We start from the raw sequence: 21,660 nt of genomic DNA, 5'->3' as shown, positions 1-21,660 counted from the left end.
GATGGTCACCGGTTGGGCGGTTTGAACACCGCAAAGGGGTCGGTGATCTGCATGCCCTTGCCGGCGAAGGAGAACAACGCCGCGGGACGGCCGCCCGCGCGGCCCGGCGCGGCCGTGTGGCCGGTCGGCACCAGCAGCCCGCGGCGGGACAGCACCCGCTGCAGGTTGGTCGCCGAGACGCGGTAGCCCAGCGCCGCCGAATACAGGCCGCGCAACGCCGAAATCGTGAACTCGTCGGGCGCGAGCGCGAAGCCGAGGTTCGTGTACGAAAGCTTCGACCGCAGCCGGTCGCGGGCGCGCAGCACGATCGCCTCGTGGTCGAACGCCGTGCGCGGCAGCTTCGCGACGTCGTGCCACTCGGTGTCTTCGGGCACCTCGGGGTCGACGTCGGACGGGACCAGGCCGAGGAACGCCGTCGCCACCACGCGCGGGCCCGGCACCCGGTCCGGATTGCTGAACACCGCGAGCTGCTCGACGTGCTTGAGCTGGCGGACGTCCACCTTCTCGGCGAGCTGGCGCCGGATCGACGTCTCGACGTCCTCGTCGGGGCGCAGCCGGCCGCCCGGCAGCGACCAGCGGCCGAGGTGCGGGTCGAGCGCGCGCCGCCACAGCAGCACCCGCAGTGTGTCCGAGCGCACTTGAAGGACCGCGCCCAAAACCTCGTGGGCCAGGGGGGCCTGGGTGTTAAGATGACTTCGCACGGTTTTCGATTGTAAGGCGAAAACCGGAGACAGGTCCAGGAGGGCCAGCATGACTTCGACGCTCGAACAAGATCTCACCCCCTACGGCGGGGTCGAGGCGAACGCGGCCTGGGCGGAGGAGGTGCGGCGCCTGGCGAAGCAGCGCGACGCGGTCCTGCTCGCGCACAACTACCAGGTCCCGGAGATCCAGGACATCGCCGACCACACCGGCGACTCCCTCGCGCTCAGCCGGATCGCGGCGAGCAGTGACGCGTCCACCATCGTCTTCTGCGGCGTGCACTTCATGGCCGAAACCGCGAAGATCCTGGCGCCGGAAAAGACGGTGCTGATCCCGGACGCGCGGGCCGGCTGCTCGCTGGCCGACTCCATCACCGGCGCCGAGCTGCGCGCCTGGAAGGCCGAGCACCCGGGCGCGGTGGTCGTCTCCTACGTCAACACCACGGCCGAGGTCAAGGCCGAGACCGACATCTGCTGCACGTCCTCGAACGCGGTCGACGTGGTCGCCTCCATCCCCGCTGACCAGGAAGTTCTCTTCCTGCCGGACCAGTTCCTCGGCGCGCACGTCAAGCGCGTCACCGGCCGGGAGAACGTGCACGTCTGGGCCGGGGAGTGCCACGTCCACGCGGGCATCAACGGCGCCGAGCTGGCCGAGCGCGCGGCCGCGGAGCCGGACGCCGACCTGTTCATCCACCCCGAATGCGGCTGCGCGACGTCGGCGCTCTACCTGGCCGGCGAGGGTGCCGTGGCGCCGGAGCGGGTCAAGATCCTCTCCACCGGCGACATGGTCCACGAGGCGCGCGACACCAAGGCCAAGACCGTGCTGGTGGCCACCGAGATCGGCATGATCCACCAGCTCCGCAAGGCCGCGCCGGGCATCGACTTCCGCGCGGTGAACGACCGCGCGTCCTGCCGGTACATGAAGATGATCACGCCCGCAGCGCTGCTGCGCTGCCTGCGCGACGGCCTCGACGAGGTCCACGTCGACGTCGAGACGGCCGCCCGCGCGCGGGCTTCGGTGCAGCGGATGATCGAGATCGGGCAGCCCGGCGGCGGCGAATGACGCCGCCGGTTAGTGACCCACGGGCGAAAACCCCGGTTTGGGAAGCGCGCGCCGACCTGGTCGTGATCGGCAGCGGCGTCGCGGGGTTGACCGCGGCGCTGCGGGCGCAGGCCCTCGGGCTGCACGTCCTGGTGATCACCAAGGCCGCCGTCGCGGACGGCAACACGCGCTGGGCCCAGGGCGGCGTCGCCGTGGTCCTGGAAGACCAGCACGACCTCGACGACTCCGTCGCCAAGCACGCGGAGGACACGTTCACCGCGGGCGCCGGCCTGTGCGACGAGGCGGCGGTGCGCTCGATCCTCGACGGCGGGCCGGCCGCGGTCGCCCGGCTGCGGGCCGACGGCGCGCGGTTCGACGCTTCCGGCAACGGCCTGCTCGCCCGGGCCCGCGAGGGCGGGCACAGCGCGTTCCGCGTGATCCACGCGGGCGGCGACGCGACCGGCGCCGAGGTCGAACGCGCCCTGGTCGCGCAGGCCGGGCAGGCGGGGGTGCCGGTGCTGGAGCACCACATCGCCGTCGACGCGCTGCGCACCCCCGGCGGGCGGGTGGCCGGCGTGACGGTGCTGGACCGCCACGGCGTGCCCGGCGTCGTCCGCGCTTCGGCGGTGCTGGTGGCCAGCGGCGGGATCGGGCAGCTCTACCAGGCGACGTCGAACCCGGAGATCGCCACCGGCGACGGGCTCGCGCTCGCGCTGCGGGCCGGCGCGACCGTCGCGGACATCGAGTTCGTGCAGTTCCACCCGACCGTGCTCTACACCCCGGGCGCGCGCGGCCGCTGCCCGCTGGTCACCGAGGCGGTGCGCGGGGAGGGCGCGACGCTGGTCGACGGCGCCGGCCTGCCGGTGATGCGGGGCGTGCACCCGCTCGGCGACCTCGCGCCGCGCGACGTCGTTTCGGCGGCGATCACGCGGCGGATGGCGACCGCGCCGGGCGGCGTCGACGACCACGTCTTCCTCGACGCGACTTCGATCGCGGGGTTCGCGCAGCGGTTCCCGACGGTGTTCGCGGCGTGCGCGGCGCTGGGCCTCGACCCCACCGTGGACCCGATCCCGGTGACCCCGGCGGCGCACTTCTCGTGCGGCGGGGTGGTGACCACTGTGGACGGACGCTCGTCGGTGGCCGGGCTGTACGCGGCCGGCGAGGTCGCGCGGACCGGGCTGCACGGCGCGAACCGCTTGGCGTCCAACAGCTTGCTCGAAGGCCTGGTCGTCGGGCAGCGTGTCGCGGAGGCCGTCGCGGCGGACCTCGCGGCCGGGCTGCTGGCCGATCCCGCACGCGGCCGGCTGCCGTCGCGGACCGGCGCGCCGGCGGCGGACCGCGACTCCCTGCAGCGCGTGATGAGCCGGTACGCGGCGATCGGCCGGGACGCCGACGGGCTGGCGGCGGCCGGTTCCGTGCTCGATCTGTCGATTTCGGACACTCCCTTGTGGACGCACGCGGCGGTCGAGGACGCGGCGTTGACCGTGGTGGCGCAGGCGTTGCTGGCCGCGGCCGTCCGGCGCACCGAGTCGCGGGGCTGCCACGTGCGGACCGACTTCCCGGCGCGCGACGACGGCTGGCGGCGCAGCCAGCACATCCGGCTCAGCCCGTCCGGTCAGCCCGTGCTGACCGACCCGATCCCCCTGGAGGGCGTGGCATGACGTTCCCGATCTCCGAAGCCGTCCGGCGCCTGATCGCGGCGGCGGGCCTCGACGTCGACGACGTCACGCGCGTGGTCACCACGGCGCTCGGCGAGGACCTGCGGTACGGGCCCGACGCGACGACGGCGTCGACCGTGCCCGCTTCGGCGGTGGCGGTCGCCGAGCTGACCCCGCGCGTCGACGGCGTGGTCGCCGGCCTGCCGGTGGCGCTCGCGGTGTTCGACATGGTGCTGGGCGACGGCTACGAGGTGCTGGCCCGGCGCGAAGACGGCGACCGGCTGGTCGCGGGGGAGCCGGCGCTGGTGCTGGCCGGCCCGGTGCGCGGGCTGCTCACCGCCGAGCGCACGGCGCTGAACCTGCTGTGCCACCTCTCCGGCGTCGCCACCGCGACCGCCGCCTGGGTGTCCGAAGTGGACGGTACCGGCTGCGCGATCCGGGACTCCCGCAAGACGTTGCCGGGGCTGCGGCTGCTGCAGAAGTACGCCGTCCGCTGCGGTGGCGGCGTCAACCACCGGCTGGGCCTCGGCGACGCGGTGCTGATCAAGGACAACCACGTCGTCGCCGCCGGTTCGGTGACGGCGGCGCTGGCCGCGGCCCGGGCGCACGCGCCGGAACTGGCCTGCGAGGTCGAGGTCGACACCCTGGACCAGCTCGAGGAAGCCCTGTCCGCCGGGGCGGACGAGGTGCTGCTGGACAACTTCACGCCGGAGGAGTGCCGCCGGGCGGTGGCGCGCCGCGACGAAGTCTCCCCGAAGACGCGGCTGGAATCCTCTGGTGGGCTCACCATCGACCGTGGTAGGGCCTACGCGCGGTCCGGTGTGGACTATCTGTCGGTGGGCGGGCTGACCCATTCGTCGCCCGCGCTGGATCTCGGCATGGACCTTCGCTGAGGGGGCGTTCCGGGCTAGACTGACGGTGGCGGACTTCCTTGTCCGCCACCGTCTTTCGGCTTCGGGGGTGCGGGTGCGGTTACCGGCGGTGCTCGCGGTGGCGGGCCTCGTGGCGGTGTCGGGCGGCTATTGCGCGCCGGCCGCTTCGGCACAGGGCTGCGCGAACCCGTCCGGCACCTACACCGGCGAGGTCCCGTGGGGCCAGCGCCTGGTCGACCCGGCGCGGCTGTGGCCGCTGACGCGCGGCGGCGGCCAGCTGGTGGCCGTGGTCGGCACCGGCGTCGACGCGCAGAACACGCAGTTCGCACCCGGCCAGCTCGACAGCGGCGCCGGCACCGAGCGCACGGACTGCGACGGCCGCGGCACGATCGCGGCCGGGATCGTCGGCGCCCAGCCGGATCCGTCGACGACGTTCGCCGGCGTCGCACCCGGCGTGCGGCTGCTGCCGATCCGGTACACCACCGGCGACGGCGGTGATCCGGGCGCGCTCGCCGGGGCGATCGACCGGGCGGCGGACCGCCGGGCGGGCGTGATCCTGGTCGCCGTGCCCGCGGCGGCCGACAGCCCGGCGTTGGCGGCGGCGGTTTCGCGGGCGCGCGCGAAAGGGGCGGTGGTCGTCTCGGCGGCGTCGGCGACCCAGCAGGGCGCGCGGACGTACCCGACGGCGACGTCCGGCGTCCTGGCCGTCGGCTCGGTGAACGCCGCGGGCGAGCCGGTGCAGACGGAAGCGGGGGACTACGTCGGCGTCGCGGCGCCGGGAGCGGAGCTGGTGAGCACGTCGGCGGGCGCGGGCGGCGCGGTGGCCCACCGCTGGCCGGTGACCGACCCGAGCCTCGCGGCGGCGTACGTCGCCGGCGTCGTGGCGCTGGTGCGGGCGTACCACCCGGAGCTGTCCGGCGACCAGGTCGTCACGCGCTTGACGTTGACGGCCCACCGCCCGCCGTCCGGTGGCCACGACCCGCGGCTGGGCTGGGGAGTCCTGGACGCCTACGCGGCGGTGTCTTCGACCCTGCCGGCCGACGTCCCCCCGCCGGGCGCGGTTCCGCAGGCGGCCCCGGCACCGGTGGTGGTCCCGGCCGCGGCCCCGGCACCCCGCCCGCCGGACGTCCCCGCGGGCACGATCGCCCTGGCCGGGGTCGCCTTGGCCGCGGCCGCCGGAGTGACGGTGGCGGCGATCCGCCGCGCCCGCCGCCGAGCCTGGCGCCCCACCCGCTTCACCCCGTAAGCCGTGTCGACCTCGCAATCACGAGTGATGCCCCTCCAATCACGAGTGATGCCCGCTCAATCACGCGAGATGCCTTTCTCCGCCCGCGATTCGGTGTACCGGAACGGCGAACTCGCGTACCTGGACGGACGACTCGCGTACCTGGACGGACGACTCGCGTATCTGGAGAGGCATCACGCGTGATTGGAGAGGCATCACGTGTGATTGGAGAGGCATCTCGTGTGATTGGAGGGGCATCTCGCGTGATTGGGGGGGGCGACACGTCAGGCGGGGACGGGGCGGGTGGAGCCGATGATCGTGAGTGCTCCGGCGACGTGGATCGTGAAGTCCGTGCCGTCGCGGGTGAAGCGGGTGATCTGCTCGGCGGGGGTGCTGCGGTCGTGGGATTCCCAGCCGTCGGCGTGCAACGCCGGGAGGAGCGACGGCAGGTGGGTTTCCGGTGACGCCGGGTGCTCCACGCGGACGCCGTACTGCCAGCACAGCAGCCGGCCGGGGGTGGTCGGGTCGCAGTCCAGCTCGCCGTCCAACGTCCGGTCCGCCGGGCCGAAGGATGCCGCGATCGCGTCGATCACCGTGGTCAGCTCGGCCGCGAGGCGGCGCAGTTCCGGGGTCACGGGGCCACGCTCCCACCACCGGTGAGGACGCGGTAGATGTTCGTCCACGAATCGGACCCCGGCTTCAGCACGTCGTTGTGCGACGACACGCCCCACGACGGCGAGCCGTCCGCCTGGTCGCCGGTGCCCAGCTCGGTGACGCCCGGGAAGACGTCCGGGTCCGCGCCGTGGCCGATACCCGTCCACTCCAGGCCCCACGCGTTGCCCTGCGCGAGCACGATCGGGTCGAGCGGGGCCGTCATCGAGAACCGCTGGACGCCCGCCTGGCTCGGCGGCAGGTCGGCCGGCGACCACACGCCGTGGCCCATGCCGGCCGACTCGACGTGCAGGACGCGGTCGACGTCGAGGCCGTGCGTCTCGGCGAGCCCGACCGTCGCCCCGCCGTAGCTGTGCCCGATCGCGGTCAGCGCGACGCCGGAACCCGCGTGGCTCGCGATCTCGCCGCGCAGGTCGTCCGCGAAGTGCTTGAGGTCCGGCGCCATCGCCCGCGCGTACCCCGCGTCCGGCCCCTGCGCCACCGGGCCCTGCGGAAACACCCCGTCGGCCCAGACGACGACCGCCGTGCGCCCGGCCGGGTCCGCGGCCACCAGGCTGCGGCCGAGACCGGCGTAGGCGTCGAAGTTCGACAGCTGCGTGTTGACGCCGGGCACGAACAGCCCGACGTTCCGTGTCCCCGGCTCGATGTGCCCGACGAGCTCGGCGATCCGCCCGTTGCCCGAGGGGTCGAACCGGAGGATCTGCCGGTCGTTCGCCAGGATGTCCTCGTACAGCTTGACCCGCGCCTGCGATCGCGCGATCTCGTCGGCATCGGTCAACGCGGCCAGCCGCGCACGCTCGGCCGTCAGCGCGTCGGCGACCTTCACGCGGTTGCCCGCGATCGCGCGCGCCCACGCCCCGGTGTCGGCCGGGCCACCGATCCCGGCGGGATTTCCCGCGCGGGGCAACGGATCCTCGGGCAGCAACGCCCGGTACATCGCGGCGACCTGGGCGTCGGCGCGCCGGTATCCGGCCGCGCAAGCGACGAGTCCACTTTGGAGCCGCCGCAAAAGCTCCACGTGCGAGCCGAGCTCGCCGCCCAGCTCCGTCATGGTCTTCTCGAACGTCTTGGCCGCGGCGGCGGACTCGCTCACCTGGCCGAACGCGGTGGCGGGCAGCTTCTCGCCCGCCACCGCCGACTGCGCCGCCGCAAGCGCCTCGGCGCGGGAACCGGATTCGCCGGCCACCGCGTCGAGGCGCGCCGGGGCCACGCGATAGCCCGCCGCCGTCATCAGGAGCCGTCTTCGCCGATGACCGGCGGCGCGACCGGTGCCGACTGGCCCCAGACGTTCTCCGTCTCCACCAGCCACGCCGGGATCCGCCGTCCGGACCCCATGTCCCCGCCGCCGCCCATGCCCATCGGCATCATGGGCATCATCGGCATCGCGCCCTTGGCGGCCGCCGCGCCCACGGCCCCGGCCGCGCCGCCGGCGAGCCCGCTCAGCGCGTTGCCCGCGCCGCCGTCGCCGGCCAGGCCGGAGTGCGCCGCCGGGACGTCGCCGGGGCCGGTGAGCCCGCCGCCGCCGACCGGGACACCGGCGCCGCCGCCGAGCGAAGGCGCGTCACCCCCGCCGATCGGGATGCCGCCGCCGGAACCGCCTTCGACGCCCGCGCCGCCCCCGCCGAGCTTCGTGCCCGGCGGTTCTTCCTTCTCGTCCTTGGGATCCTTGCCGGTCGCCCACGACGGCACCTTCGGCATGATCGAGCCGAACCGGCCGAACGCGGCGGCCGAAGCCGCGGCGAGCCCGGCGGTGAACATGTCGCCGAACAGCGGGTTCGACGCCGGCACGGGCGTCCCCGGCGGCAGGGTCGTCCCGCCGCCGCCGGGCAGCGGGTGCCCGTCGGTGGGGGTGACGACGACACCGGGACCGCTCAGGCCGTTGCCGACCAGCCCGGGCGCCCCGGCGCTGCCCGCGCCCCCACCGGCCGGCGGGGTGGTGGGCGCCGGCACGGCGTTCGGCGAAGCCGGGATCGACTCCTCGGCGACGGTGTACTCCCCGGCGAGCTGGGTCATCACGACGATCGCCTTACCGTGCGCGGACCCCGCGGCGTTCGCGGCGGCCTGCTGCGCTTCGACGTTCGCGATGGCCTGCTGACGCTGTTGCGCCGCGGCCTGCACGACGGCGGGCGAGGCGTCCGGCGGCAGCAGCGGCGGGTTGACCGCGAGCGCGACGTCGGCGGGAGCGACGTCCGGCACCGCGACCGGCGGCGGCATCTCCTTCTTGGCCTTCACCAGCGCGTCGGCGGCGTCGCCGAGCATCACGTTCATCGCCTCCGCGGTCTGCGCCACCTTCGAGATGCCGTTCGCGAGGTCGGTGATCATGTGCTGGTACTGGTCGGCCGCGCCGCCGGTCCACTGGTCCTTGAACTCGGTGAGCTCCGAATCGAGGTTGTGGGCCTGCTCGTGCAGGTGCAGTGCGGCGGACTTCCACTTGTCGGCGGCGTGCCGCGCGCTGTTCGGGTCGCCGGCCTGCAGCATCGCGTACAGCTGCTGGTGGCTGTACGCGGCGAAGTTCGTGTGCGCGGTGTTCGTCATCCCTTGCGGCTCCCGTCCGTGTCTCCGCCGCCCAGCAGCCCCAGCACCGGGTCGAGCAGGCCGGTGACGGCGCCCGAAGCGTGCAGGTCCCCGGCCACCGACTGGTCGGCGCCGGCGTAACCGTCGGCGACCGTGGTGGTGACGTCCTGGGCGAACCCGATCGCGCTGCGGACCTGGTCGAGCAGGCCCTGCATCTCCGAGACGGCGGCGCGGTGGGCGTCGGCCAGCGACCCGGCCTCGCCGAACTCGCCGAACAGCAGCGGCTCCTCGCCGAGGGTGAGCAGGAAGTCGTTCGGTTTCGACATCGCGTGGATCTGGGTTTCCAGTTCCCGCACGAAGTCCTTCAGCGATTCCAGGTGGACGTAGTACGACTGGTCTGGCATCGGTCCCGGCTCTCTGGGCGCGACTTGCGGACAGGAGGAAAGCCGGTCGGCCGGTGCGAGCGGGGGGTTTCCCGCACCGGCCGACCGACGTCTGGTGCGCGGATCAGCCCGCGAACAGTCCCTGGTTGCGGTTCTCCAGCGACTGCTGGAGGTCGTGCGCCTCGCCGACCTTCCCGCCGAACTGCGCGATGATCGCGACGATGTCCGCGGTGGCCTGGCGCAGGCGCGTCTCGGCCTGGCGGGCGGCGTCACCGGCGGAGCTGCCGGAGGCGTACCAGGTCGCGGTGATCGGCTGCAGGTTCTGGTGCAGCTGCTCCAGCTGCGAGGTGAGCGCCTTGGCCTTGGCGGCCAGGGATGCCGAGCTGTGCTGCAGCGCGGCGAAGTTGATTTCGACGACGTCGGCCATGGTGGGCGTCCTCTCGGGTCAGGGGTTGAGGCGGGGGAGCACGCCCGAGCCCTCGAGGGTGTGGCCGACCCCCTGGAAGCTCTGGTGGACGTCGGCGTCGCCGCGGCCGTAGTTCGCGTGGCTGGTGTGCACGAGCTGCGACATCGTGTCGAGCTCCTTCACCGCGGCGGTCATCTTCTCCTGCAGCCGCCGCTGGAGGTCCCAGAAGGCCACGGCCTGGTCACCCTTGTAGTTGCGCAGGGCCTCGGTCAGCTCGGACTCCAAGCTGGCCATCGTGGACTTGGCGTTCGTCGCGGTTTCCTCGAAACCCTGGACGGCGCGCGTCATGGCAGCGGAATCTGCCTGGAATCCCGGACTGGACATCGACGGGCCACCTCCTTCCTGAAGCGAATTTCCCCTGGCGCGGTGGTCCGCGCGTGTGAAAGTCACGCTAGGAAAGAGGCCAGTGTGGTCAAACGGCACAACTGCCGGTCGCGCTGACGGCACTATTACCCACGCGGGCGGAGGTAGGGCGTTCCCCACCCCGGGACGGTGGCGCGCTCCAGTGACCCCGCGGCGCCCCCACGCCAGGCTTGAAGCCATGGCAGACAAGGGAAATCCGCTGGTCACGCTCCGCGCGTGGCACCGCCCGCTGGTGGTGCTCGCCGGAGCGATGGGGGTGCTGTGCGCGGTCTCGCTGCTCGGACTCCTCTTCGATGATCGCACGCTGGTCAACGCGCCGATCTGGCTCAAGCCGTTCAAGTTCTCCGTCTCGATCGGGCTGTACGCGCTGACGCTGGCGTGGCTGCTGACGCACGTGCGCCGCGGCCGCCGCGCCGGCTGGTGGTTCGGGACGCTCTTCGCCGCGGGCATCGGCCTGGACTTCGCGCTGCTGGCGTGGCAGATCATCGTCCGCGGCCGCACGCTGCACTTCAACCAGTCGACCCCGGCCGACGCCATGATCAACAACCTGGTCGCCGGGGGTGCGTACACGGCGTGGTCGATGACCGCCGCCGTCGCCGTGCTGCTGCTGTTCCAGCGCATCCCGGACCGCGCGCTGAGGTCGGCCCTGCGCTGGGGCGCCGCCCTCGCCGTGGTGGGGATGTACGTCGCGACGCTGATGTTCACGGCCACACCGGCGCAGCAGGCGGTGCTCGAGGCGAACGGCAAGTTCTCGACGTTCGGTGCGCACTCGGTCGGCGTCGAGGACGGCGGCCCCGGGCTGCCGGTGGTCGGCTGGAGCACGGTCGGCGGGGACCTGCGGATCCCGCACTTCGTCGGCATCCACGCCCTGCAGGTGCTGCCGCTGGTGGCGTTCGGGCTGCTCCTGCTGGCCCGCCGCTACCGGGTGCTCGAATCCGACGTCGTCCGCCGCCGGCTGGTCCGGACCACGGGCGCCGGCTACGCGGGCCTGATCGCGCTGCTCACCTGGCAGGCCGAGCGCGGCCAGTCCATCGTGCACCCGGACTTCTGGACCCTCGCCGCCGCCACCGGCCTCATCGCGGCGCTCGCCGTCGCGGGCACGCTCTCACTGCGGTCGCTCCCGCGGGCGGAGCGGGTCGTTTCTGCCGAAATTCTGAGATCCGCCCGGTAGACCGGACGCCCCGGGCGAAAGGTGAGTCGCGATGGTGCACCCGCAGGCACTGCTGGACGAGCTGGAGCGCGCTCCGGAAGTCCCCGCGTTCGAACACGGCACCCGGGTGACCACCCGCGGCGAGCTGCGGGAACTGATCGGCCGGTTCACCGCGGGCCTGCGGGCCGCCGGGCTCGGCCCGGGCGACGGCGTCGGGCTGGCCACCGCCGTCACGCCGGAGGGATTCGCCGCGCTCGTCGCGGTGCACGTGCTCGGCGCCCGCGCGGTCGCGGTGCGGCCCGGGCTGCCGGAGGCGCAGCTGCGGCACATCCTCCGCGACGTCGACGCCCTGGTCACCGACGCGGAACCGGTGGCCGCCGGGGTGCCGGTGCTGCGGGTGGGGCCGTCCCTGCTGGCCCGCTACACCGAGCCGGTGCCGCAGGGACGGCTCGACGACATCGCGACGGTCGTGTTCACCAGCGGCAGCACCGGCGTCCCGAAGGGCGTGGCGTACCGCTACCGCGCGCTGACCGAAGGCCGGGTCTGGCGGCCGCCGGTACCGGGCTCGGCGCACGAGCGGCTGGGCGCGGGGTTCGGCCGGTACCTGCTGTTCGGCTCGCTGGCCAGCGCGGTGATGGTCGAGCAGCTGGGGGTCTGCCTGTTCGCGGGCGGCACGGCGGTGATCCCCGAGGGGCTGCCGGACTTCCCGGGCGTCCTGCCGCGGCTGGGCATCTCGGCGGCGCTGACCACGGTGCCGCGGCTGCACCAGATGCTCGACGTGCTGCGCGGTTCGGACGTCGACCTGAGTTGCCTGCGAAGGCTGATCGTGGCCGGTTCGCCGGTGCCGCCGCACAAGCTCGCCGAGGCGGCCGAGCGGATCGGGCCCGCGATGCACCACGCGTACGGGCAGACCGAGACGGGGATGCTGACCATCTGCCGCGCCGACGAGGGGCCGGGTTCGGTGGGGAAGGCGTGCGACTCGGTGGAAATCGCGGTGCGGGAGGGCGAGGTCTGGGTGCGCACGCCGTCGGCGTTCGCGGGCTACTGGCGTGACGAGGCTGCCACGGCCGAGGTGCTGCGCGAGGGCTGGGTGCGCACGCAGGACCTCGGGCACCTCGACGAAGCGGGCTACCTGCACCTGTCCGGCCGCGCGCGTGACGTGGTGATCGTGAACGCGATCATCCACTACACCGGCCCGATCGAGCGGGCGATCGCCGCGTGCCCGGACGTCGACCAAGCGTACGTCGTCGCGGTCCCGGACGCGCGGACCGGCGAGGCGGCGCACGCGTTCGTGGTGCCGGTGCCGGGTCGTGAGCCGGACCTGGGTGAGGTGCGCAAGGCGGTGGCGGCCGAACTGGGGGAGGCGGCGGTCCCGGCGCGGTTCAGCTTCGTGGCGTCGGTTCCGGTGGCGCCGTCGGGGAAACCGGACAAGGCGGCGCTGCGGGCGTCCCTTGTGGAGTGACTACTTCCCGGCGCGCAGATCCGTGATCACCTTGGCGACGCGCCGTTGCCTGGTCTCCGCGGTCTTCGCCTGCCCGATCGGCAGCACGAACCGCTGCTTCGCGCTGTAGGAAAGGCTCTCGAACCGGGCCCGGGCGGTGTCGTCGGCGGCGAGCGCTTCGGCCAGATCGGCGGGGATGTCGAGTTCCCGGGGTGCCGTGTCGAGCGTGATCTCGACGTCGACGTCGTCCCCGGCGGCGACCCCGGCCTGCTCGCGGTTCTCGGCGCTGAGCGGCACCAGGAACTGCCCGCCGCGGCTCGCGACCGTCGTGCGGTACGTGTGGCCGCCGAGCGTCACGGTGACCGCGGGCTTCTTGCCGGCGCCGAGCGCCTCGACGACGTCGGCGGGCACCGGCAGGCCGGTCGCGGTCTTGCCGCCGAGCAGCACGGTCGTGCGGAACTTCATGCCGCGAGTATGCCGCGTGCCGGCCGCCACGGCGGCCGGCACGCGGTGTAGCCGGTGTCAGACGCCGGTCGTCGTGCGGATCCAGCTGCGGCTGGAGGCGATGCTCGCGTAGTTCTGCGTGCCCTGCGGGTTCGAACCGGAGTTGCTGCCCGTCGAGCAGACCCCGACCTGGGCGCCGTTGTACAGCTCCGGGCCGCCCGAGTCGCCGTGCCAGGCCGAGCCGTTGATGCCCTGGCTGGCGATCGCCGTGCCGCCGAAGGCGTCCGAGCTCAGGCCCGTCACGCGCACGTTGGCCGTCTTCAGGGTGCTCGACGGCGGGCTGCTGCCCTGCGTGCGGCCCCAGCCGTAGATCTGGTTGGTCGACCCGGCCGGCGGGTTGCCCGTGCCGAGCTTCATGTACGTCGTGTTGACCGCCGTCGTCAGGTGCAGCAGGGCGATGTCCCCGTTCGGGGACGCCTTCTGCTGGTCGACGTTCGCGTTCGTGCCCTGCTGCAGCGTCACGTTGCCGACCTTGACGTGCATGCCCGGCGAGTTCAGGCAGTGCTGGGCGGTGAGCACCCACTGCGGGGCGATGATCGTCCCCGAGCACTCGAAACCGCCGTACGTCGTCACGTTGTTCCAGTAGATCTGGGCGCCCCACGGCGCGGAGGAGACCGTGCTCCCGCCGATGATGTCCTGCTGGGCGTCCGCCACCCCCGCTGAGACCAGACTCAGCGCCGCGGCGGCCACACCCACCGCGGCTACAGCCCTCGACATTCGCATGAAAATGCCCTTCGGCCCAGGTGATCCGGATATCCGTCCCGAACGGGACGTCCAGCTCAACGTAAGAGCCGTGAAGGATTTTCGGAACCTACCGAAGTCGGTAACCCCGTCGTCCCGGAGGTAGTGTGTGACGGCCTGTCGCTGCGGCGGCGGCCATGAAGGGGCGTTCAAATGCATTCTCGCGCGGTTGTTCCGGCGTGCCCGCAATTCTTGCCCCGGCGCCGGCCGGGAGCGTCGGCTGTCACCCACGGCTTCCGCACGATCGACCTCGACACGTTCACCGAGGGCAGCGGCGGGAGGTCCTGGACCTGATCCGGGGACCGCTGGTCCCGGCGGTGGCGGCGCGCTTCCCGGGGCCGGACGGCGAGGCGGTCCGGAAGTTCGTCGGCGAACTCGAAAAGGTGGCGCGGACGTGGGCGGACCTCGGTTAGCCTTCCCGCATGGCCGGGGAGGGCCGGAGGCCGGCGAAGACCCGCGAGCTGAACCACTGGGCCGACGACTGCACCGCGACCCTGAACCGGACTGGTCCGCCGGCTCCCGGCGTCCTGAACGGTCCCCGCCCATCGGCGGGGGAGGGGAAACATGTCAGCACCACAGTACGATCCCGAGCTCTTCGACGAGCTGATGCGCACCGAGCTGCGCAACCAGCCCATCAGCCGCTACGCGATCGCCACGCTCGTCTCCGGGCTGCTCGGCGGCCTGCTCGCGCCGGTCTTCGGCGCCATCGCGATTTCCCGGATCAAGAAACAGCAGCAGCGGGGGCTCGTGCTCGTCATCTGCGGCCTGGTCGCCTTCACCGCCTGGATGGGCGTGCTCGCCTACCGGATCAGCACCGGGACGGCGTGGTGGCAGCAGTACGCAGCCCAGAATCGGCTGCCCGAGAACGTGGTGCACGGACTCGACCTCGGCGCGCGTGACTGCTTCTGGTCTCCGGCGGCCTCGGGCGAGGCCGACGTGTTCCTGACGTCGTGCGCCGCGCCGCACACCGGTGAGGCGTTCGACGTGCTTCCGCTGGGCGAGGGCCCGATGCCCGACATCCTCGAGCTCTACCGCAGCGCCCTGGCCCGGTGCGAAGCCGGCGCCCGCCCGGTGCCCGACGTCCGCGTGCAGGTCATGACGCCGACGTCGTCGAGCTGGGCCAAGGGCAAGCACCGGGTGGTCTGCTACTACCACTTCGCCGCCGAGACGACCGGGCCCGTGGGGTGAACCTCCCGCCCGGGTCCGCTCCCGTGGTCGCGCACTGCCCGGAGTGGACCGTCCGCTGCTCGGACAGCCGGCCGTCGGCGGACGGGGCGTGGGCGAGGTGCTCGGGCACCGACACGGGACGGCTCCGGTGAAGCTGCCGCTGGACGAGCGGCTGACCCCGGAGCTGGTCGGCGCCGCTCCGGTCCTGCTCGCCCTGCCGCACGGGATCGACGACGCCCGCGCGCGGTTCGCCCGGGACGCGCATCGTGCAGTCCCCGGACGACGTGGTGCCGATCGACCCGGATCTCTGCGAGCCGGGCGATCGCACCGACGAGGAGCTGCGCACCGCGTGGGAGGTCGTGCGCGGGTGAGGTTCCGGAACTCGGACGTGATGGTCCACCTGGGGCTGAACGTCGAAACCGGAGAATTCGCGACGGCGGCCGAGGTGGCCGGCGAGGCGGCCGCCGAGTTCGGGGCGACGGTGTTGGAGATCCGGCGCGCCGACCCGGAAGCCGGGCGGACGGGCTTTCTCGTCGACGTGCTGTCGGCCATGCCGAGCTGCGCAGACCGACGTACGTGACACGGCCCGACTTCCCGCCGAGAGCGGACTCCGACCTGGCGTCCGGGTCCACCTGCGGGTGCCGGTCGCGGATCCGGTGCGAGCGCTGGAGCGGTGCGGTCCGGAAATCGCGGCGGCGAAGGCGTCGATCGTCCGGATCGGTTCGGCGCGCGCGGCCGGCTCGCCCCGGGAGTACTGCGAAGTCGCCCTGCTCTCGGCGGTTCCCGCGCTCGGCGTTGCCGGCCGTGCGGGCCCGAGGACGATCCGCTCCTCGAAGACTAGGACTCCGCCGGTTTCGTCCACGCCACCTGGACCAGCCCCGTCCCGTGCCGGCGGGACACCAGCGTTCCTCGCCCCGGCGGCTGTGGTGACGGCTTCACGTCCGCGAGCAACGCGCCTTCGTCCTTCGTCCCCGACATGATCAACCCCGGCGTGCCCAGCTCCCGGAGCCGCTGCAGCACCGGCTCGAACAACGCCCGCCCGGCGCCGCCGGACCCGCGGACGATGAGCACGTGCAGGCCGATGTCCCGGGCCTGCGGCAGGAACTCCAGCAGCGGCTGCAACGGGTTGCGCCCCACCGTCGCCACCAGCTCGTAGTCGTCCACCAGCACGAACAGCTCCGGGCCGCGCCACCACGACCGGTTCCGCAGCTGCTCGGGCGTCACCGACGGCCCGGGCAGCCGGTTGCGCATCGCCTGGGCGCACTCGCCGATCAGGTCCGTCAGCTTGCCCTCGGCGCCGGCGTACCCCAGCAGGTGCGGCTCCGGCACCGCGCCGAGCAGGCCACGCCGGTAGTCCGCGACGATGATCGCCGCTTCCTCCGGCGGGTAGGCCGACGTGATCCCCGAAGCGATGGCTCGCAGCAGCGAACTCTTGCCCGACTCCACGTCGCCGAAGGCCATGAAGTGCGGGTCGGCCGCGAAGTCCAGGTACACCGGGCGCAACGTCGATTCCGCGATGCCCAGCGTCACCTGCTTGCCCGGGGCCGCGGGCAGCGTGTCCAGCGGCACCTCCGGCGGCAGCAGCCGGACCTGCGGGGCGCGCGGTCCCTGCCACGCCGCCGAAATCCGGCGCACCAGGTCGACGCCGCCCGCGCCGACCGTCTCCGGGCGCTGGTCGGTGTCGATGCGCGGCAACGCCGCCAGGAAGTGGAGCTTCTCCGCGGTGATGCCGCGGCCCGGGCGGTCGGCGGGGACGTTGGCCGCCACCTTGCGGTCGACGGAGGAGTCCATCGGGTCGCCCAGGCGCAGTTCGAAGCGCGTGCCGATCGCGTCGCGCAGCTGGGCGCGGACGCCGATCCACTGGTTGAGCGAGACGATCACGTGGATGCCGAAGCCGAGCCCGCGCGCGGCCAGCCCGGTGATCTGCTCCTCCAGCTGCTCGTACTCCTGGCGGATCGTGGTCCAGTTGTCCACGAACAGGAACACGTCGCCGAACTCGCGCTCGTCCGTGCTCTCGGTGAACTCCGCACGCCGGGCGCGGAACGCCGCCATCGACTCGATCCCCTGCGCGGCGAAGAACTCCTCGCGCTGCTCCAGCAACGTCGTCAGCTCGGCGACGACCCGGCGGCAGCGTTGCGCGTCACGGCGGGTCGCATAGCCGGACACGTGCGGCAGCCCGGCGATCGGCGCCAGCGCGCCACCGCCCATGTCCAGCACGAAGAGCTGGACCTCGGCCGGCGTGTGCGTCAGCGCCAGCATGCCCGCGATGTCCTTCATCAGCGTCGACTTGCCGCTCTGCGGCGCGCCGACGATCAGCGCGTGCCCGGCCGCGCCGGAGAAGTCCGCCCACAGCATGTCCCGGCGCTGCTCGAACGGCTTGTCCACCAGCGCCACCGGGATTGTCAGCTTCCCGTTGCCGCCCCAGCCGAGCGGGCACAGGCCGCGCGCGGCGTCCTCGCCCAGCGGCGGCAGCAGCTGGTCCAGCGTCGGCGGTTCGGCCAGCGGCGGCAGCCAGATCTGGTGCGCGGCCGGGCCACGGCCCTCCAGGCGGGACAGCATCGCGCCGATGATCGTCTCGCCGGTATCGCCCTCCTCCGAAGGCGCCGGGGAGATTTCCGTCGTCACCGGGATCTCCACCGGGGCCAGGGAAAACGGCAGCACGCCGAGCTCTTGGCCGTCCTCGCGCACGACCGTGCTCCGCGGCGGCAGCTCGCCGGAGACGTAGGCCGCCTTGAGCCGGATCAGCGTTTCGGTGTCGGACTTCAGGTACGCCGAACCCGGCACCGGCGGCAGGTGGTAGGCGTCCGCGACGCCCAGCACGGCCCGGCTTTCCGCGGCGGAGAACGTCCGCAGCCCGATCCGGTACGACAGGTGGGAGTCCAGCCCGCGCAGCCGGCCCTCCTCCAGTCGCTGCGAAGCCAGCAGCAAATGAATGCCCAGCGACCGCCCGAGCCGGCCGATCGCGACGAACAGGTCGATGAACTCCGGGCGCGAGGACAGCAGCTCGCTGAACTCGTCGATGATCACCAGCAGCGACGGCAGCGGGTCCAGCGGCGCGCCGTCCGCGCGGGCCTTCTCGTAGTCGCGCACCGACGCGTAGTTCCCGGCCGCGTGCAGCAGTTCCTGCCGCCGCAGCAGCTCGCCGTTGAGCGCGTCGGCCATGCGGTCGACCAGCGCGAGGTCGTCGGAGAGGTTGGTGATGACGGCGCACGTGTGCGGCAGCCCGGTCATCCCGGCGAAGGTCGCGCCGCCCTTGAAGTCGATGAGCGCCAGGTTGAGCGTCTCCGACGAGTGCATCACGGCCAGCGCCGTCACCAGTGTCCGCAGCAGCTCGCTCTTGCCGGACCCGGTCGCGCCGATGACCAGGCCGTGCGGCCCCATCCCGCCCTCGGCCGACTCCTTGAGGTCCAGCTCCACCGGCCGGCCCTCCGGGTTGACACCCAGCGGGATCCGCAGCCGGTCGCGGGCCGCGCGCGGGGCCCAGGTGACGGCGGTGTCGGTGTCGCGCGGGTCGCCGATGCCGAGCAGCCCGGCCAGCCCGAACGTCGCCGACATCGGTTTCTCGCCGACGACCGCGGCGGGCGTGTGCAACGGCGTCAGCATCCGGGCGAGGGCTTCCGCGGCGCCGCGGTCGAGGACGTCCGGGCGGCCGAGGAAGCCCAGCCGCTGTTCGCCGCCTTCGCCGACGACCATGCCCAGGGACTCCGGTGCGGTGTGCAGGCTCAGCAGCCGCTCGGTCGACGACGCCCGCGGCTGCTCCGGCCCCACCTCGATCACCGTGACGCCGAGCCGGCCGTCCTCGCCGATCAGCCGGGGCTCGCCGTGGGCGTTGCCGCCGTCGACGAGGACCACGAGGTGGGGCAGGTCGAGCTCGGCCGCCGCGCGCCGGCTGAACACCGGACGTTCACCCAGGTCGGCGCCCAGCAGTTCGGCCAGCCCGGCCGCGGTGCCGTCGGCCAGCCGCCGCGAGCCGACGGCGTCGGCCGAGCCGGCCGCGGTGGCGTGCGGCAGCCACTTCGCCCACTCCCAGTCGTGCTGGCGGTCCGGCGCCACGCAGAGCGCGACCCGCAGGTCGGCGGGGGAGTGGAAGGTGACGAGCTGGCACAGCAGCGCCCGCACCAAACCGAGCACGGCGGGGCGCCGCCCGGCCACGGTGACCGCGGCGAACGACCGCAGCGAGAGCGCGACCGGCAGGCCGTCCACCGTCGAGTAGGTGCGGATGAAGTGCTTGAGGCTGGTCGAGGACACCGGGTCGAGGTCCTCCAGCGGCACGGTCTGCGGCGCCTTCAACGGCGTCGCGAGCCGCTGCGGCCCGGTGCCCGCGCGCACCTGCGCGAACTGCGGCTCGGTGCGCCGGCGGTCCCACAGCTTCCCGGTTTCGACGTAGGCCCACAGGTCGGCCGGGTCGGGCTGGACGGCGATCATGGCCGCGCGCTGGCCGTCGGCGATGTCGCGGACCTGGGCCCTTAGCCCGGACAGGTACCGCTGGTAGTCCCGGCGTTCGTCGTTGATCTGCGCCTTCTTCGCCATCCCGCCGCGGCCCAGCGACATCACCACCATGCCGCCCATGGCGCAGAGGAACAACGCGCCGAAGATCCAGGTCATCACGCCGCCGTCGCGTCCGATGTAGACGAACGACATCGCGCCCATGCCGAGCATCATCGGCAGGAACATCATCAGCTGCACCATCCCGCCCGACGAGCTCTTCGGGAGCATCGGCGGGGACTGCAGCACGATTTCGCTCGGTCGGTCGGACGGCAGGCTCATCAGGACAGGCTGCTCCAGTTCGGGGGCGGTCTGACCGGTATTTTGGCCACTCGCCGCCGCGCCGCGGTGGGTACTTTTGCCGTCCGCCCGCTTCCGGGGCCGAACCTACGCTCAGCCGAGCAGACCCCCCGGAAGGAGACCCATGGCCGGCGAGTACCGGGCTGAGCCCGAGGCGATGCGCTCCGCCGTGGGCAACGTCGGGGGCATCATCGCCCACGGCATCAACGCCGTGGCCGACCTCGAACGGCTCGTCGTGCAGCCGATGTCGTTCGCGACGTTCGGCAGCGCGGTCGCCGCCGCGAACGCGGCCCTGCACTCCGGCCAGATCACCGCCGTCCGCACGCTCCTGCAGCTGCTGCAGCAGGTCAACGGGCTCGTCAAGGCCAGCGCCGACGCCTACCAGGCGGCCGACCGGGACGTCGCCTCCGGCTACGGCGGCGGCCACGCTCCCGCGAGCACCGCGTCGTCGATCTGGGGCAGCTCGCACGCTTCCGAGCTCGCCACCCTGGCCATCAACGACAGCGCGGGCGCCCACGGCGAGCCGTCGTCGGTCGGGAACGTGCTGCGCTACCTGGGGGACGCGCGGCTGGGCCGGCTCGGCGACCACCCGATCACCGACACGCGCTTCCACGGCGTCGCCGACTTCAACGACTGGCTCGCCGGCGACGCCGACAACCAGGCGCGGGTCGGGCTGATCGAGGTCTACGCGGGCACCGCGCGCACGTTCTCCGACGTGCCCGGCGGCGTGCACAGCGGCGACGTCGTGGTCGTGGAGCCGCTGCTGTTCTCCGACCGCCGGCCGGTCATCGGCGTCGCCGGCGACGGCGGCCGCCTCTACAACCACGGGCTGCTCGACGCCCGCACCGGTGGGCTGGCGAGGGTCAGCGTCTACCGGCCCGCCTCCGTCGTCTGAACTCCTTGAACCTTTGTGAGGATCGATGCTGACTTTCCCGAACTCCAGCGCGATGGACGCGACCGCGTCTTCGGGCGGCCCGATCACGATCCTGCCGCAGATCGTCACCGGCCAGCCGGAGCAGATCGCCAAGCACGTGGTGGACCTGGTCCGCAAGGCCGAGCAGTTCCTGAGCATGTACAACGAGCTGACCAAGGCCGCCGACCAGCTCGGCAAGATCTGGTCGGGCGCGGCGAGCGAGTCGGCGCTGAAGAAGATCAACGACTCGCTCGGCCAGCTGACGAAGATCATCGACGTCGTCCAGAAGGGCGCCGAGCTCCTCGGTGTCTCCGGCACGCTGATCAAGACCGCGCAGGAGGCCTACCGCGCGGTGGTCGCCGCGGTGAACCCCACGGTCGCCGCGCTGATGTCGAACTGGTGGACCTACGGTGCCGCGGTCGCTTTGTCGACCGCGACGAGCGCGTCGCTGCGGGCGTTCATCACCGCGATCGGCGCGCTGCTCAAGGCCCTCGGCGCGGTGGACCTGGCCCAGCAGGTCACCACGCTCGCGCAGGTCATCGGCGAGATCGAGAAGCTCTTCCACCACGGTTCCGGCAGTTCGGGCGCCACGACGCCGTCGATCGGGAACACCCCGGTCACCGCGCCGCAGACCCCGCCGCCGGTGGCGAGCCCGTCGGGGCAGCAGGCGGTGGCGGGCGGGAGCGGCGGGGGGATCCCGCAGCAGCCCTCGTTCACTGACTACACCCCGCCCGCGCTCGCCACCGGCGGCGGTTCCAGCGGCCAGGCGGTGACCGGCAACGGCACCCCGCTGAACCCGGCCGACAGCTGGATCGCCGTCGACCCCGCGCAGAACGGCGCGACCGTGCCGGCCCAGCCGGCGCCGGTCACCCAGCCGGCCCCCGCGCCCGTGGTGCCCGCCCCGGCGGCCGGGCACGCCGACGAGGTCGTCATCCACACCAACCTGACCACCGGTGAGTCCACTGTGGAGGCTCCGGGTGGGCAGGACTTCGACCTCGACGTCGCGCTGGACTACAACGGCAAGCACTTCAGCCAGCACGTCGGCTACGACGCGGCGGGGAACTGA

The 21,660-nt window shown here is 73.1% G+C and carries 20 protein-coding genes; 10 read left to right on the top strand and 10 right to left on the bottom strand.

Annotated features, from left to right (window positions below; translation table 11 throughout):
* Positions 1-5 precede the first annotated feature (5 nt).
* Positions 6-638, bottom strand: coding sequence for an NUDIX domain-containing protein (locus AB0F52_RS40760; RefSeq protein WP_360182873.1), 633 nt, complete (start codon positions 636-638; stop codon positions 6-8).
* A 112-nt stretch (positions 639-750) separates the two neighbouring features.
* Between AB0F52_RS40760 and nadA the strand changes: the two genes are divergently transcribed.
* The 4 genes from nadA (at position 751) to AB0F52_RS40740 (ending at position 5,516) form a co-directional block, all read left to right on the top strand.
* Positions 751-1,761 carry a quinolinate synthase NadA gene (gene nadA / locus AB0F52_RS40755; RefSeq protein ID WP_013224102.1) on the top strand — a complete coding sequence of 337 codons (1,011 nt, stop codon included), beginning with the start codon at positions 751-753 and terminating at the stop codon, positions 1,759-1,761.
* A complete protein-coding gene (locus AB0F52_RS40750) occupies positions 1,758-3,401 on the top strand; it encodes an L-aspartate oxidase (RefSeq protein WP_360182871.1) in 1,644 nt (547 codons plus the stop codon). Before nadA ends, AB0F52_RS40750 begins: the two co-directional genes overlap by 4 nt.
* Complete coding sequence (nadC, locus tag AB0F52_RS40745; RefSeq protein WP_360182869.1) at positions 3,398-4,291, top strand: carboxylating nicotinate-nucleotide diphosphorylase; 894 nt, start codon at positions 3,398-3,400, stop codon at positions 4,289-4,291. Before AB0F52_RS40750 ends, nadC begins: the two co-directional genes overlap by 4 nt.
* Positions 4,292-4,379: 88 nt before the next feature.
* Positions 4,380-5,516, top strand: coding sequence for a S8 family serine peptidase (locus tag AB0F52_RS40740; RefSeq protein WP_360183005.1), 1,137 nt, complete (start codon positions 4,380-4,382; stop codon positions 5,514-5,516).
* Between the two features lie 263 nt (positions 5,517-5,779).
* Here the strand turns inward: AB0F52_RS40740 and AB0F52_RS40735 are convergent, their stop codons facing one another.
* From AB0F52_RS40735 to AB0F52_RS40710, 6 genes are all read right to left on the bottom strand, one after another.
* Positions 5,780-6,130, bottom strand: coding sequence for a hypothetical protein (locus AB0F52_RS40735; RefSeq protein WP_360182867.1), 351 nt, complete (start codon positions 6,128-6,130; stop codon positions 5,780-5,782).
* A complete protein-coding gene (locus tag AB0F52_RS40730) occupies positions 6,127-7,398 on the bottom strand; it encodes an alpha/beta hydrolase (protein WP_360182865.1) in 1,272 nt (423 codons plus the stop codon). The genes AB0F52_RS40735 and AB0F52_RS40730 overlap by 4 nt, the downstream gene beginning before the upstream one ends.
* On the bottom strand, positions 7,398-8,702 hold the full coding sequence (locus AB0F52_RS40725) for a WXG100 family type VII secretion target (protein ID WP_360182863.1): 1,305 nt from the start codon (positions 8,700-8,702) through the stop codon (positions 7,398-7,400). The genes AB0F52_RS40730 and AB0F52_RS40725 overlap by 1 nt, the downstream gene beginning before the upstream one ends.
* The gene (locus AB0F52_RS40720; RefSeq protein ID WP_360182861.1) at positions 8,699-9,085 is read right to left on the bottom strand and encodes a hypothetical protein; all 387 of its coding nucleotides are present in this window, start codon (positions 9,083-9,085) and stop codon (positions 8,699-8,701) included. The genes AB0F52_RS40725 and AB0F52_RS40720 overlap by 4 nt, the downstream gene beginning before the upstream one ends.
* Positions 9,086-9,188: 103 nt before the next feature.
* A complete protein-coding gene (locus tag AB0F52_RS40715) occupies positions 9,189-9,491 on the bottom strand; it encodes a hypothetical protein (protein ID WP_003057455.1) in 303 nt (100 codons plus the stop codon).
* Between the two features lie 18 nt (positions 9,492-9,509).
* Complete coding sequence (locus AB0F52_RS40710) at positions 9,510-9,854, bottom strand: WXG100 family type VII secretion target (RefSeq protein ID WP_071831485.1); 345 nt, start codon at positions 9,852-9,854, stop codon at positions 9,510-9,512.
* A 217-nt stretch (positions 9,855-10,071) separates the two neighbouring features.
* Here AB0F52_RS40710 and AB0F52_RS40705 point away from each other — a divergent pair, with 217 nt between their 5' ends.
* Entirely contained in the window at positions 10,072-11,064 is a 993-nt protein-coding gene (locus AB0F52_RS40705) for a hypothetical protein (protein WP_360182858.1), read from the top strand.
* 31 nt (positions 11,065-11,095) lie between these two features.
* Complete coding sequence (locus AB0F52_RS40700) at positions 11,096-12,505, top strand: AMP-binding protein (RefSeq protein WP_360182856.1); 1,410 nt, start codon at positions 11,096-11,098, stop codon at positions 12,503-12,505.
* Here AB0F52_RS40700 and AB0F52_RS40695 read toward each other — a convergent pair whose 3' ends face one another.
* On the bottom strand, positions 12,506-12,949 hold the full coding sequence (locus tag AB0F52_RS40695) for a YdeI/OmpD-associated family protein (RefSeq protein WP_360182854.1): 444 nt from the start codon (positions 12,947-12,949) through the stop codon (positions 12,506-12,508).
* 57 nt (positions 12,950-13,006) lie between these two features.
* The gene (locus AB0F52_RS40690) at positions 13,007-13,705 is read right to left on the bottom strand and encodes a trypsin-like serine protease (RefSeq protein WP_360182852.1); all 699 of its coding nucleotides are present in this window, start codon (positions 13,703-13,705) and stop codon (positions 13,007-13,009) included.
* A gap of 588 nt (positions 13,706-14,293) precedes the next feature.
* Between AB0F52_RS40690 and AB0F52_RS40685 the strand changes: the two genes are divergently transcribed.
* Positions 14,294-14,917, top strand: a complete 624-nt coding sequence (locus AB0F52_RS40685) for a hypothetical protein (protein WP_360182850.1) — start codon at positions 14,294-14,296, stop codon at positions 14,915-14,917.
* A gap of 346 nt (positions 14,918-15,263) precedes the next feature.
* Positions 15,264-15,476 (top strand): hypothetical protein, encoded by a 213-nt coding sequence (locus AB0F52_RS40680; protein ID WP_360182848.1) that lies wholly within the window; start codon positions 15,264-15,266, stop codon positions 15,474-15,476.
* A 257-nt stretch (positions 15,477-15,733) separates the two neighbouring features.
* Here AB0F52_RS40680 and eccCa read toward each other — a convergent pair whose 3' ends face one another.
* Complete coding sequence (eccCa, locus tag AB0F52_RS40675) at positions 15,734-19,663, bottom strand: type VII secretion protein EccCa (protein ID WP_360182846.1); 3,930 nt, start codon at positions 19,661-19,663, stop codon at positions 15,734-15,736.
* Between the two features lie 142 nt (positions 19,664-19,805).
* On the opposite strand from eccCa, the gene AB0F52_RS40670 reads away from it, so the two are divergent.
* The gene (locus AB0F52_RS40670) at positions 19,806-20,576 is read left to right on the top strand and encodes a WXG100 family type VII secretion target (RefSeq protein WP_360182844.1); all 771 of its coding nucleotides are present in this window, start codon (positions 19,806-19,808) and stop codon (positions 20,574-20,576) included.
* A 25-nt stretch (positions 20,577-20,601) separates the two neighbouring features.
* Positions 20,602-21,660: a hypothetical protein gene (locus AB0F52_RS40665; RefSeq protein ID WP_360182842.1), complete on the top strand. Its 1,059-nt coding sequence runs from the start codon at positions 20,602-20,604 to the stop codon at positions 21,658-21,660.

Source organism: Amycolatopsis sp. NPDC024027 (assembly GCF_040638975.1).
GTDB lineage: Bacteria > Actinomycetota > Actinomycetes > Mycobacteriales > Pseudonocardiaceae > Amycolatopsis.
This window is presented reverse-complemented; position numbering and strand designations above follow the sequence as displayed.